This is a genomic window from Pseudomonas sp. UME65, assembly GCF_014170225.1.
Taxonomy (GTDB): Bacteria; Pseudomonadota; Gammaproteobacteria; order Pseudomonadales; family Pseudomonadaceae; genus Aquipseudomonas; species Aquipseudomonas protegens.
Window position 1 is genome coordinate 289,042 of sequence record NZ_LZZQ01000005.1, and the last position, 18,467, is coordinate 307,508.

General features: G+C 67.5%; 14 protein-coding genes. 2 read left to right on the forward strand and 12 right to left on the reverse strand.

The features are described 5' to 3' along the window. Window positions 1–47: 47 nt before the first annotated feature. The 11 genes from A9971_RS04840 to A9971_RS04890 all read right to left on the reverse strand — a co-directional run bounded on the left by A9971_RS04840 (window position 48) and on the right by A9971_RS04890 (window position 14,571). Window positions 48–2,714, reverse strand: a complete 2,667-nt coding sequence (locus A9971_RS04840) for an excinuclease ABC subunit UvrA (RefSeq protein WP_183001964.1) — start codon at window positions 2,712–2,714, stop codon at window positions 48–50. Between the two features lie 141 nt (window positions 2,715–2,855). Continuing rightward, complete coding sequence (locus A9971_RS04845; protein ID WP_011061967.1) at window positions 2,856–3,122, reverse strand: DUF1652 domain-containing protein; 267 nt, start codon at window positions 3,120–3,122, stop codon at window positions 2,856–2,858. A 208-nt stretch (window positions 3,123–3,330) separates the two neighbouring features. Next, window positions 3,331–5,442 (reverse strand): PAS domain-containing sensor histidine kinase, encoded by a 2,112-nt coding sequence (locus A9971_RS04850; RefSeq protein WP_041752358.1) that lies wholly within the window; start codon window positions 5,440–5,442, stop codon window positions 3,331–3,333. A gap of 249 nt (window positions 5,443–5,691) precedes the next feature. Next, entirely contained in the window at window positions 5,692–6,342 is a 651-nt protein-coding gene (locus tag A9971_RS04855) for a DUF799 domain-containing protein (RefSeq protein ID WP_169893267.1), read from the reverse strand. Between the two features lie 5 nt (window positions 6,343–6,347). Next, complete coding sequence (locus tag A9971_RS04860) at window positions 6,348–6,719, reverse strand: DUF4810 domain-containing protein (RefSeq protein WP_011061970.1); 372 nt, start codon at window positions 6,717–6,719, stop codon at window positions 6,348–6,350. A gap of 29 nt (window positions 6,720–6,748) precedes the next feature. Further along, window positions 6,749–7,408 carry a CsgG/HfaB family protein gene (locus A9971_RS04865; protein WP_015636114.1) on the reverse strand — a complete coding sequence of 220 codons (660 nt, stop codon included), beginning with the start codon at window positions 7,406–7,408 and terminating at the stop codon, window positions 6,749–6,751. A 448-nt stretch (window positions 7,409–7,856) separates the two neighbouring features. Beyond that, window positions 7,857–10,961, reverse strand: a complete 3,105-nt coding sequence (locus A9971_RS04870) for an error-prone DNA polymerase (protein WP_183000949.1) — start codon at window positions 10,959–10,961, stop codon at window positions 7,857–7,859. Further along, entirely contained in the window at window positions 10,958–12,373 is a 1,416-nt protein-coding gene (locus A9971_RS04875; protein WP_019093760.1) for a DNA polymerase Y family protein, read from the reverse strand. The genes A9971_RS04870 and A9971_RS04875 overlap by 4 nt, the downstream gene beginning before the upstream one ends. Before the next feature lie 7 nt (window positions 12,374–12,380). Further along, window positions 12,381–12,998, reverse strand: coding sequence for a translesion DNA synthesis-associated protein ImuA (gene imuA / locus A9971_RS04880; RefSeq protein ID WP_011061974.1), 618 nt, complete (start codon window positions 12,996–12,998; stop codon window positions 12,381–12,383). Next, window positions 12,998–13,615, reverse strand: a complete 618-nt coding sequence (gene lexA / locus A9971_RS04885; RefSeq protein ID WP_053159325.1) for a transcriptional repressor LexA — start codon at window positions 13,613–13,615, stop codon at window positions 12,998–13,000. The genes imuA and lexA overlap by 1 nt, the downstream gene beginning before the upstream one ends. Before the next feature lie 38 nt (window positions 13,616–13,653). After that, on the reverse strand, window positions 13,654–14,571 hold the full coding sequence (locus A9971_RS04890; protein ID WP_123430524.1) for a LysR family transcriptional regulator: 918 nt from the start codon (window positions 14,569–14,571) through the stop codon (window positions 13,654–13,656). A gap of 103 nt (window positions 14,572–14,674) precedes the next feature. Here A9971_RS04890 and A9971_RS04895 point away from each other — a divergent pair, with 103 nt between their 5' ends. After that, the gene (locus A9971_RS04895) at window positions 14,675–16,417 is read left to right on the forward strand and encodes an amidohydrolase (protein ID WP_011061977.1); all 1,743 of its coding nucleotides are present in this window, start codon (window positions 14,675–14,677) and stop codon (window positions 16,415–16,417) included. Window positions 16,418–16,518: 101 nt separating this feature from the next. Next, complete coding sequence (locus tag A9971_RS04900) at window positions 16,519–17,256, forward strand: TorF family putative porin (protein WP_019093757.1); 738 nt, start codon at window positions 16,519–16,521, stop codon at window positions 17,254–17,256. Window positions 17,257–17,481: 225 nt separating this feature from the next. Here A9971_RS04900 and A9971_RS04905 read toward each other — a convergent pair whose 3' ends face one another. Further along, on the reverse strand, window positions 17,482–18,450 hold the full coding sequence (locus A9971_RS04905) for a Gfo/Idh/MocA family protein (RefSeq protein WP_183001022.1): 969 nt from the start codon (window positions 18,448–18,450) through the stop codon (window positions 17,482–17,484). Between the last annotated feature and the right edge of the window lie 17 nt (window positions 18,451–18,467).

The window sequence follows — 18,467 nt, forward strand, 5'->3', positions numbered from 1 at the left end:
CGCCAATCAGACCAGCGGTAACCGTTCGTCGCCACTTTTGCCCTGGATCAACGTCCGCCCAGCGCTTGGGCAAGAAAGGGCGCGGTGCGGCTAGTGCGCTGCTTTGCCACCTGGTGCGGGGTGCCGCAGGCCACCAGGGTGCCGCCCTGGTCGCCGGCACCAGGGCCGATGTCGATCACCCAGTCGGCCTGGGCCACCACGCGCATTTCGTGCTCCACCACCACCAGGCTGTGCCCGGCCGCCACCAGTTTGTCCAGTTGCTCCAGCAGACGGTCCACATCCCGTGGGTGCAGGCCGGTGGTGGGCTCGTCCAGCACGTACAGGGTGGCGCCCCGGGCAGTGCGCTGCAGCTCGGTGGCCAGCTTGATGCGCTGCGCCTCACCGCCGGAGAGCTCGGTGGCCGGCTGGCCCAGGCGCAGGTAATCCAGGCCGATGTCGCGCAGCACTTCCAGGGCGCGGCGGATGCCCGGTTGTTCGGCAAACACCGGCAAGGCCTGCTCGACACTCAATTGCAGCACCTGGGCGATGTTCAGGCCCTGCCAGGTCACGGCCAGGGTCTGGGGGTTGTAGCGCGCGCCATGGCAGGTCGGGCACGGGGCGAACACGCTGGGCATGAACAGCAGCTCGACGCTGACAAAGCCCTCGCCCTCACAGGCCGGGCAACGGCCCTTGGCCACGTTGAAGGAAAACTGCCCGGCGTCGAAGCCCCGCTCCCGGGCCTCGTCGGTGGCGGCGAACAGCTTGCGCACCTGATCGAACAGCCCGGTGTAGGTCGCGAGATTGGAACGCGGGGTACGACCGATGGGTTTCTGGTCCACCTGCACCAGGCGCTTGATCTGCTCCATGCCGGCCACCACCCGCCCGCCGCTGCTGACCGGTGCGTCGTCCGCCAGGTCCAGCTCCGGCGCCTCATCGCTGGCCGAAGCCTTGCCCAGGTGCGCGCCCACCAGTTCCAGCAGGGCCTGGCTCACCAGGCTCGACTTGCCGGAACCGGAAACCCCGGTCACCGCGGTAAAGCAGCCCAGGGGAAACTCGGCGTCCAGCTCCTTGAGGTTGTTGCGGCTGATACCTTCCAGCCGCAGCCAGCCCCGGGGCGGGCGCGGGGTACGCCGGGCCGGGGCCTGCTCGGGAAACAGGTAGGCCAGGGTCTGGGACTGCGCCACCTCGGCCAAGCCGGCCGGCGGGCCGCTGTACAGCACCTGGCCACCACGCTCTCCCGCCGCCGGGCCCACGTCCACCAGCCAGTCGGCACGGCGCATGGTCTGCACATCGTGCTCCACCACGAACAGCGAGTTGCCGGCGGCCTTGAGCCGCTGCAAGGCCTCGAACAGTGCCTCGGCATCCGCCGGGTGCAGGCCTGCCGAGGGCTCGTCCAGCACATAGATCACCCCGAACAGCTGCGAGCCCAGCTGGGTCGCCAGGCGCAGGCGCTGCAACTCACCGGAAGACAGGCTCGGCGTGCTGCGCTCCAGGGCCAGGTAGCCCAGCCCGAGGTCGGTCAGGGTGCTGACCCGCTCCAGCAGGTCCTGGGCGATGCGCTGGGCGGCCAGGCGCTTTTCCAGGGACAGGTTCGGCGTATGCCGCACATCCGGCGCGCCACGATGCTCCGGGGCGCCCTGGGCATGGCGCTGCTGACGCGCGGCACGGGTCTGGGCGTGGCTCAGCACCGGATCATCGGCGGGCGCCTGCTCCAGGTAATCTGCCGCCGCCACCGGCCGCAGCACCTCGGCCAGTTGCAGCAGCGGCAGGCGCGCCAGCTCGCCGATATCCAGCCCGGCAAAGGTCACCGCCAGGGCCTCGCGCTTGAGCCGCTTGCCCTCGCACAGCGGGCACGGGCTGCCGCGCATGAATTGCGACACACGCTTTTTCATCAGCGCGCTCTGGGTGTGGGTGAAGGTGTGCAGCACATAGCGCCGGGCGCCGCTGAAAGTGCCCATGTAGCTGGGTTCCTGCTTGCGCTTGAGGGCTTCGCGGGTCTGTTCCGGGGTCAGCCCGGCGTACACCGGTACTGTGGGGGTTTCTTCGGTGAAGAGGATCCAGTCACGCTGCTTTTTCGGCAGTTGCTGCCAGGGGATGTCGACGTCGTAGCCCAGGGTCACCAGGATGTCCCGCAGGTTCTGTCCCTGCCAGGCCAGGGGCCAGGAGGCCACGGCGCGCTGGCGGATGGTCAGCGAAGGGTCGGGAACCATGCTCGCTTCGTCGACCTCATAGACCCGCCCCAGGCCATGGCATTCCGGGCAGGCGCCCTGGGGCGTGTTCGGCGAAAAGTCCTCGGCATACAGCATCGGCTGCCCCGGCGGGTAGCTACCGGCCCGGGAATAGAGCATGCGCACCAGGCTCGACAAGGTGGTCACGCTGCCCACCGAAGAGCGCGTGCTGGGAGTGCCGCGCTGCTGTTGCAGGGCCACCGCCGGCGGCAGGCCGTCGATGCGGTCGACATCCGGCACCCCCACCTGGTCGATCAGGCGCCGGGCATAGGGCGCCACCGATTCGAAGTAGCGACGCTGGGCCTCGGCATACAGGGTGGAGAATGCCAGGGACGACTTGCCCGAGCCCGACACCCCACTGAACACCACCAGCGCATCCCGGGGAATGTCCACGTCGACATTCTTCAGGTTGTGCTCGCGGGCGCCGCGCACCCGGACAAAACCGCTGGCTGGAAAGGACGAAGGGCTCGCCTGGGAAGCATCGGAGGGGCTACGGGAAGCAGTCATGAACCAGCCTTATGTCGAGAACCGCGAACAGTCGAAGCGCGATCATCACACAAGGTCCGAGGCCCGAGGCAAGCCCCGTGGAAGATCGACGCGCGTACCCGGGGTTCGAGCCTCGCCCCCGGCGCAATGTTCCCTGGCGCTTCAGCGACCGTGCTGGCGGCGGGCTTGCTGCTCGGTGCTCAGGCGGGTGTGCTGGAGGTCGTAGCGCAACTCGGCAATCAGCTCCGACAGCGCCCGGGAGCTGGTCAGGCCGCGGGTGGCGATGCCGGTGACCAGCAGGTCGACGCGCCCGCTGGCGGGGTCGCAGATGCGCACAGTCATGGCCCCGTCGTGGCCGACGGTGCACTGGCAATGCAGGGGCAGGAAGCTGGTTTCAACGATTCTGCGCAGTTCAAGGGTGGAGATCACGGCGGAGCATCCAAAAAAGGTTGAGAAGAAAAACCGCGCAAGACGACGTTTGTTGTTATGGGATCAGGCGGTCGATGCCCCTGTCCTTGGTCAGCAGAAAAAACGTACAAGTTCATTCAACTTCATGCAGCGTAGAAGTTTGACGCCAGTTTGTCGTCGCTTCCTGGGGATTTTTATGCGCTGCTTCACACTTGGCGCCAGGCGCCGCTCAGGCCTCCAGCACCGAACGCACCATGGCGCTCAGGTCTGCAGGCCCGTAGGGCTTGCTCAGCAGGTGGGTGTCGGGGCTGAGCTGGTGGTTGCGCGAAATCATGTCGCGGGTGTGCCCCGAGGTGAACAGCACCGCGATCGGCGGTGCCTGGGTCTTGGCCCAGGTGGCCAGGTCCGTGCTCTTGATCAGACCGGGCATCACCACGTCGGTGAAGATCAGATCGACCTTGAGCCCGTCCAGCAGCAGTTGCATGGCAGCGTCACCATTGCTCGCGGTGCGCACCCGGTAGCCCTCGTGTTCGAGCATTTCCACCGCGGCGCTGCGCACCTCGGCGTTGTCCTCCACCACCAGGATGCTTTCCTCGCCACCGCCCGCCCGCTGACCCGGGCGCGGCGCCTGCTGCAGCGTAGGTTCGGCACTGCGGGCAAAGTACATCTGCACCCGGGTGCCCTGCCCCGGGCTGCTGAAGATCTCGATATGGCCACCGCTCTGCTTGACGAAACCGAACACCATGCTCAAGCCCAGGCCCGTGCCATGACCGTCGGCCTTGGTAGTGAAGAAGGGTTCGAAGGCCTGCTTGAGCACCTCGGCGGGCATGCCCGGGCCATCGTCAGCCACACTCAGGCACAGGTACTCGCCGGCAGCGATGCCCTTGCCGGCGCAGAAGCGCGAATCCAGCACCTGGTTCTCGGCGCTGATGAGGATCCGCCCCTCGCCGCCCAGGGCATCCCGGGCATTGATCGCCAGGTTGAGCACGGCGTTTTCCAACTGGTTGCGATCCACATGGATGCACCAGGGCTCGGCGGGCAATTGCACATCGATGCAAATGGTTTCGCCCAGGGCCCGCTGCAGCAACTCCCCCAGGCCCTCGTACAGGTGCCGCGGGTTGTAGCTGGCCGGTGACAGCGGCTGGCGCCGGGCAAAGGCCAGCAGTTGGTTCGACAGCTTGGCGCCGCGCTCCACCGCCGTCAGCGCGGCGGCCGTGCGCCGCTGCACATTGGCGTTGCCCGCTTCGTGGCGGGACAGCAGATGCAGGTTGCCGGCGATCACCTGCAGCAGGTTGTTGAAATCATGGGCCACGCCGCCGGTCAGGCCGCCAATGGCTTCGAGCTTCTGCACCTGGCGCAGTTGCTCCTCGGCGCTGAGCCGCGCGTTGACCTCCTCCAGCACCCGCTGCTCCAGGTTGCGGGTCAGTTGGCGCAGGGCTTCCTCGGCGATCTTGCGCTCCTGGATATCGATCAGCACCCCGGGGAAACGCAAGGCCTGGCCCGACTCGTCGAACTCGCAACGGCCACAGGCCAGCACCCAGGTGTAGCTGCCGTCCTCGCGGCGCACCCGGTATTCGGCGTTGTAGGGCCCGCCCTGGGTCACGCTGTACCGGGCCAGTTCCTTGATGCGCGGCAGGTCATCGGGGTGGATGCGGCTTTCGGTGATATCGATCGGCAGGTTGTCCAGGGGCTGGTCCGCCGGGTAGGAAAAGGTCCGGGCAAATCGCTCGTCGCAAGACAGCACGTCGGCCTGGACGTCCCAGACGAAGGAGCCCAGCAACGCACCGGCATTCAGCGCCAGCTGCACGCGCTCGTTCTCCGCCCGGTAGGCGGCCTCCGCGGCCTGGCGGCGGCGCTCGGAAATCACATGGGCGGTGGTTTCCACGACAATGGCGATGACCCCGGCCGGAGCCTGGTCGTCCCCCGCCACCGGGCTGTAGTAGAGGTCCATCCAGACGTCTTCCGGCACCCCGTTGCGCAGCAGCACCAGTTCCTTGTTGTGATAGGACAGGGTGCCGCCGCTGAGGCAGGTGTTCACCACCCCGCGGTTGAACTCGGCAACCTCCGGCCAGCCCATCTCCACGGCGCAGCCCAGCAGGTAGGGATGGCGGCCGCCGGCGAACTCGGCATAGGCATCGTTGTAGATCATGTAGCCCAGGGGGCCCCAGAGCATCACCATCGGCAGCGGCGAGCCGAGCATCAGCTGCACTGTGCTGCACAGGCTGTGGCTCCAGTGCTGCAACGCCCCGAGGCTGGTGGCGGACCAGTCAAAGGCACGGATGCGCTCGGCCATCTCGCCCTTCCACCCCTGGCACCCGTGATGATCAGATAAGAACGGCATGAACGGACTCTACGAAAAACGTGGCACAGCGTGGGTTTTCAAGAGGCAGCAACGCAGCCTCCAGAGCCTTTGAGCACGGTGCACGCGGATGGTTTCACCAGGGCCGGGATCGGCTTCGCCACTGGTCGGCCATGCCGCCGGGCAACGCCCTTCGCGCGACTGAAAAAACAGAATAGGCGATGGCCCGGGTTCCAGGCGGACGCCGACAGGCGCCGCCTGAAAAAGAGCGGATTGCCCGCTCCCTGCCCCTCAGTCGGTGCCGTATTTCGGCGAACGCGGACCGTACAGCAAGCCGGTGCGTTGCCCGGCCGACAGCAGGCGCTGGCTGGTGATGCCGGCAATCGGATGGCCGGCGTCGGTGCTGGTGTTGATGATCTGCTTCACCGCAGCGGTGATCAGCATGCCCACCAGGCCACCGTTGTTGCCGTTGTTGCCTTCCTCACTGGAGGCGCGGGCGCTGCCGGTCCACAACGTGGTGCCGGTCTTCAGGTCCACCAGGGTGGCGCTGGCGGTGACCACGGTGGCACTGCTGATCAGCATGTAGCTGGTGCCGTATTCCTTGACCGTGATGTACAGGCCGGCATCGGCGCCGAAGATCTCGTTGAGCTTGGCCGGCGCCAGGCCGTGGATGTCCGCCGGGTTGGTCAGGCCGTTGTGGCGGAAGGTTTCATCCACCACCGCGATCGGCATCACGTAGTAACCGGCTTCGGCCAGGGGAAAGGTCACCTGGGACAGCATGCTGTAGGTGGCCTTGATGTCCGGCGATTCATTGAGCGGCGGCAGCACCAGGATCGACTTCGGCCGGGCCTGCTTGTAGGCCGAGTAGTCCACGCTCCTGGGCGCGGCGCAGCCCACCAGCAGGCTCACGGCCAACAGGCCCAGCAGGTTGCGCAGGGTCATCAGGCTCATTGGGCGGCTCCCTTCTTGGCGTTCTTGAGCAGGAAGTCCATGTACGAGGCGGATTCGGGGAACAGCGCCTTCTCGGTATTGAACTGCTGCACCATCTGGTCATCCTTGCCCAGGCTCGCGTAGAGCATGCCCAGGTGGGCGTGGTAGCCCGGCGGCACGGCCTTGCCGGTGGACTTGATCTTCTGCAGGTCGCGCTCCAGGGCCTCGACCTGGGCCTCCCGGGCCTCCTCGCCCTTGAAGTACTCGTAGGTCTGGGCCTGGTAGGTTTCCCACTGGTACAGCGTCTTCGGCCCGCTGCAACCGGCCAGCAGCACACAGCCCAGCAAGGCGCCGGCCATCATTGGCCGCGCCATCATCGTCTTCGACATGCTTGCACTTCTCCCTGTCAGCTGTGTGATCAGCGGCCCGGTTTCCAGGCGCCGGCGTCGATGGCCTCGACCATGCGGTTGACCGCCTCGCGCATGGCCAGGTCGAGGACCTTGCCGTTGAGGGTCGAATCGTAGGCAGCGGTGCCGCCGAAGCCGATCACTTCACGGTTGGACAAGGCGTACTCGCCAGCGCCCTGGGTCGAATAGACCACTTCGGAGGTGCTGATGTTGACGATGTTCAACGCCACCTTGGCGTAGGCCACCTGGGTCTTGCCGCGGCCGAGGATGCCGAACAGCTGGTGGTCGCCGGTTTCCTTGCGACCGAACTCGGTGACATCGCCGGTGACCACGAAGTCCGCGCCCTTGAGCTTCTGCGCCTGGCCCTTGATGGCCGCTTCCTGCTGGATCTCGCCCATGTTGTCGCGGTCCAGCACGCTGAAGCGGTTGGTCTGCTGCAGGTGGGTGATGAGGATGGTCTTGGCCTGGCCGCCGAGGCGGTCGACGCCATCGGAGAAGATTCCGCGCATGTAGCTGGAGCGGTTGTCGAACTTGCCCACGGCCATCGGCACCCGGGCTCCGGTCCATACCTGGCTGGCGCTCTGGACCTTCTCCACCGGCAAGGCCCGGGAGCTTTCCGTGGCGCAACCGCTCATGCCCGCCAGCACCGCCAGTGCTACAGCGGACAACATCAACTTCGAGATCACTCTCACTCTATGTTCCTTCTTGAGTATCCATTTGGGTGCACTGTCTAGATGCACTTGCGCCCTGCCGCACGTCTGCGGCCCCAGTCTGTGCAGGCTCGAAAGTCGTCGGCCGAGCGTTCTGAAACTTGATGCAGGGGGCATCATCGGCGGCGATTATGCCAAAGCGCCATCAGTGCGAAAAGGAATAAAAAACCTTGGCGTCATTCTGTAACCATTGCCACAGACTCGGGATAGCAAAGCGGCAGGCCACTGCCGATCCGCGTTTCGTGTAGCCGCTGCCGCAGGCTCGGGCCGCGGTCGGACGAACGGCTTGGGCGGCATTGCGACGCAGCAGACGCGGCGGTCTTGAGGACGCCGGGGTTCCGGCGGGAGACCGCCAAGCAAGGCCCTGCGGGCCTTTTCGCAGCATCGCCCGGGCTCGGCAGCGGCTACATCAGCGAAAGTCGCGGCTGCGTACGTGAATGCCATCCAGCAGCGGGCTCAGGTCACTCAGGCGCCCGGCAATCAGGTGGCGCACCTCGCCCTCGGTTTCCAGGGTGCCGTCGACCTTGAGCAACTGCGCACCCACCAGCACCCGGCGCTGGCGCTCGGCCAGGTCGCGCCAGACCACCACATTGACGTTGCCGAACTCGTCTTCCAGGGTCACGAAGGTCACCCCGCTGGCGGTGCCCGGCCGCTGGCGCCCGGTGACCAGCCCGGCCACGCTCACCGAACGCCCGTGCTCCACCGCCAGCAAGTCGCGCGAGCTGCGGCAGCGCCGGGCCGCAAGCTGCGGGCGCAGCAGCGCCAGGGGGTGCGGCCCGAGGGTGGTGCCCAGGCTGTGGTAATCCGCCTGCAGGTCTTCGCCGACACTGGGCCGGGGCAACGCTACCGGCGCTTCCTCCTGGCTGGGCAGGCCGGCGAACAGCCCCAGCTGTCTTTCCACCCCGGCCACTTCCCAGCGTGCCCGGTAGCGATCCCCGACCAGCGCCTGCAAAGCGCCGGCATCGGCCAGCAATTCCTGGGCGCGGACATCCAGGTGGGCCCGCTCGCCCAGGTCGGCGATATCGACAAAGGCCCGTTGCCGGCGGGCACGTTCGATGCGCCGGGCATCGTCCTCGCGAAAGCCCTTGATCATCCGCAGCCCCAGGCGCAGGGCCGGCTGCCCGGGGGGGGCATTTCCAGCGCGTGCAGGCTGGACAGGAATCGGCTCCAGGCTGCAGTCCCAGTCACTGGCGCCCACATCCACCGCAAGAACCTGCAAACCATGGCGCCGGGCGTCCTGGAGGATCTGGTCGGGGCTGTAGAAGCCCATGGGCCAGCTGTTGATCAGGGCACAGGCGAAGGCCGCCGGTTCGTGGCACTTGAGCCAGCAACTGGCGTAGGTCAGCAAGGCGAAACTGGCGGCATGGGATTCGGGAAAGCCGTAGCTGCCAAAGCCCTTGATCTGCTCGAAGATCTGCGCCGCGAACTCGTCGCTGTAGCCGTTCTTGCGCATGCCTTTGCGCAGCCGTTCGCGGTGCGGCTCCAGGCCACCGTGGCGCTTCCAGGCGGCCATGGAGCGGCGCAACTGGTCGGCCTCGCCCGGGGTGTAGTCGGCGGCGACAATGGCGATCTGCATCACCTGCTCCTGAAACAGCGGCACTCCCAGGGTGCGCTTGAGCACCGCTTCCAACTTCGGCGACGGATAAGTCTCCGGCTCTTCACGGTTACGCCGGCGCAGGTAGGGATGGACCATGCCGCCCTGGATCGGCCCGGGCCGGACGATGGCCACCTCGATCACCAGGTCGTAGAAGTTCTGCGGCTTGAGCCGGGGCAGCATCGACATCTGCGCCCGGGATTCGATCTGGAACACGCCGATGGTGTCGGCGCGGCCGATCATTTCGTAGGTGGCGGGATCTTCAGGCGGAATGCTGGCAAGGCTGTAGCGCTGGCCGCGGTAGCCGTGGATCAGGTCGAAGCAGCGGCGGATGGCGCTGAGCATGCCCAGGGCGAGGATATCCACCTTGAGCAGGCCGACCATGTCCAGGTCGTCCTTGTCCCACTGGATCACCGTACGCTCGGCCATCGTCGCGTTCTCCACCGGCACCAGGCTGTCCAGGGGCTGCTGGGAAATCACAAAGCCACCGGGGTGCTGGGACAGGTGCCGGGGAAAGCCGATCAACTGCCCGGTCAGGCTCAGGACCCGGCGCAGCACCGGGCTCTGGGGGTCGAACCCGGCCTCCTGCAGGCGCTCGACGCTGGGCGGCGTGTCACTCCAGTGGCCGCAGCAGTCGGCCAGGGCATTGACCTGATCCGGCGGCAGGCCCAGGGCCTTGGCCACATCCCGCACCGCCCCGGCGCCGTGGTAGGTGCTGACCACCGCGGTCAGCGCCGCGCGATGTCGGCCATAGCGCTGGAACACATACTGCAGCACCTCTTCGCGGCGCTCGTGCTCGAAGTCGACGTCGATGTCCGGCGGCTCGTTGCGTTCACGCGACAGGAAGCGCTCGAACAGCAGGGTCGAGCGGTCCGGGTCGATCTCGGTGATGCCGAGGGCGAAACACACCACCGAGTTGGCCGCCGAGCCCCGGCCCTGGCAGAGGATGTGCTGGCGCCGGGCGAAGTCGACGATGTCGTGCACCGTGAGGAAATAACTCTCGTAGCCCAGGTCGCAGATCAGCGTGAGCTCCTTGTCGATCTGCTTCAGTACCTCGGCCCGGGCACCAGCGGGCCAGCGGCGCACGATGCCGCGCTGGGTCAGCACCCGCAGCCAGGAGCCAGCGTCGTGCCCCTCGGGCACCAGCTCCCGGGGGTATTGGTAGCGCAGTTGGCCGAGGTCGAAAGCGCAGCGCCCGGCGATGGCCAGCGACTCGTCGAGCAGGGCCTGGGGGTACAGGCCTTGCAGCACTTCGACGGGCCGCAGGTGGCGCTCGCCGTTGGCGAACAGGCGTTGCCCGGCCTCGGCCACCGGCAGGTGATGGCGGATCGCGGTCATGGTGTCCTGCAGCGCCCGGCGCCCGCGCACGTGCATGTGCACATCGCCACAGGCCACGGCCGGCAGCCCCAGTTGCCGGGCCAGGGCCAGTTGCTGTTGCAGGTGCCGGGCATCGTCCTGGCCGCAATGCAGCTCCAGCGCCAGCCACAGGCGCTGGGGGAACACCTGCTGCAACCAGCGGCCCTGGACCAGCGGCTCGCCGGCGCCCGTCAGCCACAGGGCCAGCAGCCCAGGCAGCGGTGCGGCGAAGTCCTCGCGCAGCAGGCGATAGCTGCCCTTCTCGGCTCGGCGCCGGGCCCGGGTGATCAACCGGCACAGGCCCTGGTAACCCGCCAGGTCTTCCACCAGCAGCACCAGCCGCGGGCCGTCCTCGACCTGCATTTCACTGCCGACGATCAGCTTGAGGCCCGTATCGCGTGAGGCCTGCCAGGCCCGGACGATTCCCGCCAGGGTGCACTCGTCAGTGATCGCCAGGGCCTGGTAGCCCAGGGCCTTGGCACGCTGGAACAATTCGGCGGCACTGGAGGCGCCGCGCTGGAAGCTGAAGTTGGACAGGCAGTGCAGCTCGGCGTAGGCGCTCATGCGAACCAGCCCTGCAACAGCAGCGGACCGGGCTCGCCGACCTGACGATAGGCCCAGCCTTGCTGGCCGGCGGCGGTTTCGATCAGGTAGTAGTCGCGGCGCACATCGGCACCGTCCCACCAGCCGGACTCGATCCGCTCCGGGCCCATGAGGATGCGCACCGAGCCCTCGCCCAGCACCTGGGGTTCGGTGAACAGCCAGCCGGGGCGGCGCAGCCCGGGGGTGGCCGGGCACGGGCGCGAATCGGTCTGCGCCTGCCAACTGCGCTCCGGGCGGTGATCGGCGCGATGCCCCAGGCCCTGCACCGCGTCATCCCCCAGGCGCGCCCGCAGGCGTTCGCGCAACTGCTCCCAGGGCAGGTTCTGCTGCGGGCGCTCGTCGAACAGCTCGCTGTGCTGGGGCACGAACAGCGGCAGGTCCTCGGCCACCAGCCGCAGGTTGCGCACCGGCGCCGGCACCTGGATCTGTTCCAGGCGCCCGCGGGCCAGTTCGAACAGCATCGCCGGGTCGCGCTCGGCGCTGAGCAGCCCCACCGGAATCAGGGTGTCGGCGCCTTCGGCGTGCTCCAGGTGCAGGGCAAAGCGCTGCACGCCACTGTCGCGACCACAGAGAAAGGCCGCCAGGTCGGCGGTGAGCCGGCGCAGGGGAAACAGCAGCGCTTGATGGGACTGCACATCGAAATTCAGCTCGATGCGCAGGTCGAAGCGGTCCGGCGGCTGATAGAAGGCCAGCCCCAGCGGGCGCTCGCCGAGCAGGGTATCCAGGTGCTTGAGCAAGCTGCCGTCAAAACGCCGGGCCAGGCTGGGCCGGGGCAGCTCCCGCAGTTGCTGGAAGCTGCGCACCCCCATGCGCGACAGGGCCGTGGCCTGCTCCGGGGCCAGCCCCAGACGCTCGATGGGCATGGCCCCCAGGGCCTGGGCCAGGGCCTCGCAGTCGGCCACCGCCAAGCCGTCATAGGCATTGGCCAGGGCTCGGGCCGCCGCCGGATTGGGCGCGGCGACGATCCGGTGGCGAAAGCCCAGGGCCTGCAATTCACGGCGCAGGCGCGCTTCCAACTGCGGCCAGGGGCCGAACAGGCCCAGGCTGGATTCGATCTCCAGCACCAGGGTGCGCGGGTAGGCGACGCTGACCTGGGAGCTGAAGCCATAGGCCCAGGCCGCAAGAAACTGCTGCCAGTGCTCGATCTGCCGGGGGTCGTATTCGGCGCTGGCAAAGGCCTTGGTCAGGGCCTGGGCGGCGGTCAGCGATTGCCCGGGGCGCAGGCCCAGTTCGCGAGCGGCGGCGTTCACCGCCTGGATCACCCGGCGCTGCGGGGTGCCACTGAGCAGCGCCAGGGGCGCCTCGGGTTCGGCGCGCTGACGCAAGACTGCGTCCAGCGCCAATTGCGGGAACAGGATGCACACCCAACGCATGCCAACCTCAGTGCCCGGCGGGCCAGGCGATAGGCGCCGGATGGGCCAGCCCGCCCCGGCACTTGAGCACCCGCAACTGCCCGGGACGGCCTTGCACGGCAATTCGCAAGGCCGCCGGCGAGGGGTTGCGCGCCGTCTCCAGGGGGCGGTAGGCAAAGGCCAGGGTCTGGCCGCTTTCAGCCGCCACCTGCAGGCGCCGCAGGGCGCGATCGTCGGCTTGCTGCGGCCAGCACAGCACCGCGCCGCAACTGCCGGAACGCAGGCACTGCTCGGCGGCCCACAGGGCATCACGCTCCCCGGCCTGGATGATCGACAACTGGCGCACATCCACCCCGGCGTTCTGCCAGGCCTGGGGATAGGGCACGAACGGCGGCGCCACCAGCACGATGCGCTCCCCCGCCGCGCTCAGCCGCGCCAGGCTCGGCCACAGCAGTTGCAGCTCGCCCAGACCCTGGGCGGCAATGAGGATTTCGGTCAGTGCCGCTTCCGGCCAGCCGCCCGTGGGCAGCACCGCATCCAGGGCGGCATGGCCGGTGGGCTGCGGGCTGGCAGGCGCGGCGGCCGGGCGGCCTTTCCACACCCGCCCGGCATTGAACAGCGAATCCAGTGCGACCACGGCGCCCATCAGCCTTGCCTCACCAGACCGCAGAACACGCCTTCGATAAACAGTTCGTGGTCGGCCGTGACCTCGATCGGCTGGTAGGCCGGGTTGCGCGGCAACAGGCGAATGCCCTGCCCCTTGCGCTCGAAACGCTTGATGGTCACCTCACCGTCGAGGCGGGCGATCACGGTCTGGCCGTTGCGCGCCTCACTGCTGCGGCGCACTGCCACCAGATCACCGTCGAAGATGCCGTCGTCGATCATCGAATCGCCCTGGACCCGCAGCAGGTAATCCGGAGTGCGGGAGAACATCCCCGGGTCCAGCAGCAACTGGCCGTGTATGTCGGCATCGACGCCAATCGGCGCACCGGCGGCCACCCGCCCCAGCACCGGAATTTCCAGCAGCTCGGGACGCTGCGGCTGGTTGAGCAGGCGAATGCCCCGGGCCTGATGGGGGTTGACCTCGATGAACCCGGCCTCGGTCAGCGCCAGCACATGCTTGCGCGCCACGCTGCGCGAGGCGAAACCGAACGCCTGGCTGATTTCAGCAAGGCTCGGGGGCTGGCCGTGATCGGCGATGCGTTCGCGGATAAAGGTCAGGATGGCAGTGCGGCGGGGAGATAAAGTCGTCATGGAGTACATTTGTACTCCTCTCGGATTTATCTGACAAGAACCGCCAATCAGTCCAGGCCACGGCTGGCCAGGAAGCCACTGACATAGTCGATGAATGCCTGCACCTTGGCGGTCGCCCGCCGGTGGCTGGGGTAAACCGCGAGGATGTGCGGCCCGAAGCTGTCCGGGTCGATCGCGTAGTCGGCCATCACCCGCACCAGGCGCCCGTCGGCCAGGTACGGTGCGGCGCTCCACAGCGGCGTGTGCAGCAGGCCGCGCCCGGCCAGGGCATTGGCCAGCAGCAGGTCGTAATTGTCACTGCGCAGGCGTGGTGCCTGGGGTTGGGGCAGGCTCAGGCGCTGGCCGTCGCGCTCGGCCCACCAGAACTCCCGGCTGAGCAAGGGGTGGCGATACAGCAGCCATTCATGTTCTTCGAGGGTCTGCGGGGTCACCGGCCGGCCCTTGCGCGCCAGGTAGGCCGGGCTGGCGCACAGGGCCAGGCGGTTGCTTCCGACCACCCGGGCAATCAGCCCCGGCAGGTCGTCATGGCCTTCGCGCAGGGCCAGGTCGTAGCCGCTTTCCAGCAGGTTGACGAACTCGTCGCACAGGTCCACTTGCAGATTGATCTGCGGGTACTGCTCAAGAAAACCGCCACACACCTGATCCAGGAATGCCTGGCCATAGGCCAGCGGCGCGGTGACCTTGAGGTTGCCGCGCAGACCGTGCTGCAGCTGCTCCACCTCCTCGCCCACCTCTTCCAGCCGCTGCAGCACCTGGCGCGCGGTCTCCAGGTAGAGCCGGCCGATTTCGGTGAGCACGATGCGCCGGGTACTGCGCTCGAACAGGCGCGAACCCAGCTCGGCCTCCAGGTGGTTGACCGCCTTGGTCAGGGCCGAGGGGGTCTTGCCCAACTGCTCCGCCGCCCGGCTGAAACTGCCCAGCTGGGCGGTGACCACGAACATCTTCAAGGCATTCAACTTGTCCATGGTTTTTCCACCCAGGCAAAAATGTTTTTCGTGAAGCAGCCGTTCTGCCCGTTATGGACAGCCCCTAAGCTGGCGATCAGACGCAATAACAAGGAAATGTTCAATGAAAAGATTGACCCCCACGCTGTTACTGGCCGCCATGAGTTTTGCCTCGTTGGAAGCCATGGCCGCCGCCGACCTGGTGCTGCTCAACGGCCAGGTCTTCACCGCCGACCGCGCCCAGCCCAAGGTCCAGGCCCTGGCGGTGGAGAACGGCAAGGTCCTGCAAGCCGGCAGCGATGCGCAGATCAAGGCACTGATCGACAGCCACACCCGGGTCGTCGACCTGGGCGGCAAGACCCTGATGCCGGGCCTGATCGACACCCACTCCCACGCGATCTTCGGTGGCCTGGAAATGACCGGCGCCAACCTGCAGGACGAGGTGGTCAGCCTCGACGAACTGGAAAAACGCCTGCGCGCCTGGCGTGACGACGGCAGCGCCCGGCATGCCGACGTGCTCAGCATCGCCGGCATGAGCTCGGCCTACTGGGCCCAGGCCCAGGCCCTGGGCCAGCGCTTCAACCAGGGTGAATGGGCCAGGGTACCGGTGGTGTTCACCGGCAGCGATCACCATACCGCCTGGGCCAATGACTTCATGCTCCAGCGCGCCGGCATCGACGCCGCCCTGCTCAAGAGCCTGCCCGAGGCCGAGCGCGGCACCATCGGCCAACTGCCCGACGGCCGCCCCAACGGTTTCCTGGTGGACGCCGGCTGGGACCGGGTGGCCGCGAAAATGCCGGTGCCGGGGCCCGAGCAGATGCTGCGCGCCGCGCAGTCGGCCCTGCACTACAACAACAGCCTGGGGATTACCGCCTGGATGGACCCGGCCGCCAACGCCGCCCCCGGCGAAGCGGTGTTCGCCCTCAAGCCCACCGAGCACACCGTCGGCGTGCTGCCGGCCTACAAGGCCCTGGCCGAGAGCGGCGGGATGACCGCCCACGTCGCCGCCCTGCTGGTGGCCAACCCCCGCAGCCGGCCGGCCGACCTCGACACCCTGGACAAGGTGCGCCAACAGTTCCAGGGCATTCCCAACCTGACCCTGCCGGGCATCAAGATCTTCGCCGACGGGGTGATCGAATACCCGGCGCAGAGCGCGGCGATGCTCGAGCCTTACAGCAACTCGCACAAACCCGGCGAACTGCTGATCGACCCGGCGCATTTTGGCGAACTGGTCAGCGCCATCGACCAGCGCGGCTGGCTGGTGCACATCCACGCCATCGGCGACCGTGCGGTGCGTGAGTCGCTGAACGGCATCGAGCAGGCGCGCAAGGATCGCCAGAGCGGCATCAGCCACTCCATCACCCACCTGCAGATGGTCAACCCCAAGGAGTTCGCCCGCTTCAAGCCGCTCAACGTGATTGCCTCGATGCAACTGCTCTGGGCCTCGGCCGACGACTACACCCTGGACATGATCAAGCCCTACGTCAGCGCCCTGGCGTTCCGCTACCAGTACCCGGCGCACTCGCTGCTCAAGCAGGGCGCGACCCTCGCCGGCGCCAGCGACTGGCCGGTGTCGTCGCCCAACCCGTGGAACGCCATGGCCCAGGCCATCACCCGCCAGGGGCCACTGGGGGTGCTCAACGCCGACGAACGCCTGGACCGCGAAACCCTGTTCTATGCCTACACCCAGAATGCCGCGCGCACCCTGGGCCTGGAACAGCAGATCGGCTCGCTGACGGCCGGCAAGCAGGCCGACTTCATCGTCCTCGACCGCGACGTGTTTACCGTGGACGAAAAGGCCCTGCATGAAACCCAGGTGCTGCAGACCTGGTTCGCCGGCCGCGAGATCTACAGCCGCCCACTCTGACCCCGCGCCACCGTTGCACCGCCTGCCCCGCGCCCTGGTGACGCCGGGGTACGGCGCCGCCTTGCCCGCTCCCCCATAACAATCACAACAACGGGATACCCATGAAGACCCTCACCCTGCTCACCCTGGGCGCCGTGTGCCTGCTGCCGCAGGCCGGCCACGCCCTGCCCCTGACCGACGACCTGGCCGTGGAGCTGGAGCTGACCCTGGCCAGCGACTACCGCACCCGCGGCATCTCCCAGACCCAGAACGACCCCGCGGCCCAGGCGGCCGTGACCCTGCTGCACAGCAGCGGCCTGTACCTGGGCACCTGGAGCTCCAACGTCGATTTCGGCGGTGGCCTGAAGACCCGCCAGGAAGTCGACTACTACGGCGGCTGGCTGTGGCAGGCCAGCGCAGACATCAGCCTGGACCTGGGCTACCTGAAGTACAGCTACCCCCGGGAAGCCCAGTTCAACCAGAGCGAGGTGTACGGCATCCTCAGCGTCTACGGGGTCAAGCTGGGGGCCTATTACTCCGACGATGCCCCCGGCATCGACAGCCAGCAGAGCACCCTGTACCGCTACCTTGGCTACGAGACCCGACTGCCCCTGGAACTGGGGCTGCAACTGCGCTACGGCCAGATGGACTTCAAGGACCCGCGGCTGATCCGCGCCTCGGGCCAGGGCGAGGACAGCTACCACGAATGGGAAGCCAAACTGACCCGGGAAATGGCCGGGCTGGAACTGGGCCTGAGCTACATCGACACCGACCTGTCCCGCAGCCAGTGCACCAGCAACTACGGCTTCAGCGACCTGTGCGGAGCGACCTGGGTGGCCAGCATCAAGAAGACCTTCTGAATGCCCATCCCGAAGGCCACCTTCGCTGGCAATGCCCCCCCACAAATCCCGTAGGAGCCGGCTTGCCGGCGAAGGGGCCCGAAAGACTGGCACCCGCCTCAAGGCCGCCTTCGCTGGCAAGCCAGCGCCTACAAAAGCCCGCAGGAACAGGCCGGCAATGCGCCCCACAAACCCCGTAGGAGCCGGCTTGCCGGCGAAGGGGCCCGAAAGGCATACGCCCTGGGATCAGCCGCGCTGCAGGATGCGGTCCATCACCCGGTCGGTCTTCAGGGCTTCGCTGGCCAGGGCCGGGTGCCGGATCTGGCCGCGGATATGGGCGTTCATGCCCTGCACGTGATGCCACTGGATGTGCGCGGGGTTGTCGATGAACAGGTTCAGGGTCTCTTCGGCTTCAAGTTGCAGCGGATGCTCGTCGAACACGGAAAAAGTGATGCGCCCCTGGCTGCCGATGATTTCCACCCGGTCTACCCGGCGGTCGGCGACGAAGTTCCAGGCGCCGCTGCCCAGCGCCCCACAGGCGAAGCGCCAACTGGCGCTGACCGCATCCTCGGCGGCATACAGCCCGGCCTGGCGGGTGCTGAAGCCGGCCACCTCGACGATATCGCCCAGCAGGTACTGGAACAGGTCCAGGCCATGGCTGGCCAAATCGGCGAAATAACCGCCGCCGGCCACTTGCGGGTCGGTACGCCAGTTGGCCGCACCGCTGCGGTCGGCCTCGGAGGCAGCCTTGCTCAGGCTCCAGTGCAGGTGCCGGACCTCCCCGATACGCCCATCCGCCAGCCATTGCCGCACCTGCGCAAAGCGCGGCAAGGAACGCCGGTAATAGGAGACGAACAGATGCAGCCCGGCCTGCTCGAAGGCCTGCTGCATGGCCAGGCTTTGCCCGGCATGCAGGGCCATGGGTTTTTCCACGCAGCAATGCTTGCCGGCGGCGGCCACTTGCAGGCTGTAGGCGTAATGGCTGTCGGGGGGCGTGGCGATGTACACCGCGTCCACCTCGGGGTCGTCGATCAGGGCCTGGGCATCGGTATACCAGCGGGCAATGCCGTGGCGCTGCGCATAGTCGCGCACCGCCTCGGGGCGGCGGCCCATCACCGCCACCAGCGCCGACCCCGGAACCTTGTAGAAGGCCGGGCCACTCTTGCGCTCGGTGACACTGCCGCAACCGATCATGCCCCAGCGCACGGTCTTCAGCGGCTCGGCCCCGGTGT

Coding starts and splice junctions, on each gene's coding strand:
- A9971_RS04840 (WP_183001964.1), bottom strand. CDS start 2,714: ATGACTGCTTCCCGTAGCCCCTCCGATGCTTCCCAGGCGAGCCCTTCG.
- A9971_RS04850 (WP_041752358.1), bottom strand. CDS start 5,442: ATGCCGTTCTTATCTGATCATCACGGGTGCCAGGGGTGGAAGGGCGAG.
- A9971_RS04855 (WP_169893267.1), bottom strand. CDS start 6,342: ATGACCCTGCGCAACCTGCTGGGCCTGTTGGCCGTGAGCCTGCTGGTG.
- A9971_RS04860 (WP_011061970.1), bottom strand. CDS start 6,719: ATGTCGAAGACGATGATGGCGCGGCCAATGATGGCCGGCGCCTTGCTG.
- A9971_RS04865 (WP_015636114.1), bottom strand. CDS start 7,408: ATGTTGTCCGCTGTAGCACTGGCGGTGCTGGCGGGCATGAGCGGTTGC.
- A9971_RS04870 (WP_183000949.1), bottom strand. CDS start 10,961: ATGAGCGCCTACGCCGAGCTGCACTGCCTGTCCAACTTCAGCTTCCAG.
- A9971_RS04875 (WP_019093760.1), bottom strand. CDS start 12,373: ATGCGTTGGGTGTGCATCCTGTTCCCGCAATTGGCGCTGGACGCAGTC.
- imuA (WP_011061974.1), bottom strand. CDS start 12,998: ATGGGCGCCGTGGTCGCACTGGATTCGCTGTTCAATGCCGGGCGGGTG.
- lexA (WP_053159325.1), bottom strand. CDS start 13,615: ATGTACTCCATGACGACTTTATCTCCCCGCCGCACTGCCATCCTGACC.
- A9971_RS04890 (WP_123430524.1), bottom strand. CDS start 14,571: ATGGACAAGTTGAATGCCTTGAAGATGTTCGTGGTCACCGCCCAGCTG.
- A9971_RS04895 (WP_011061977.1), top strand. CDS start 14,675: ATGAAAAGATTGACCCCCACGCTGTTACTGGCCGCCATGAGTTTTGCC.
- A9971_RS04900 (WP_019093757.1), top strand. CDS start 16,519: ATGAAGACCCTCACCCTGCTCACCCTGGGCGCCGTGTGCCTGCTGCCG.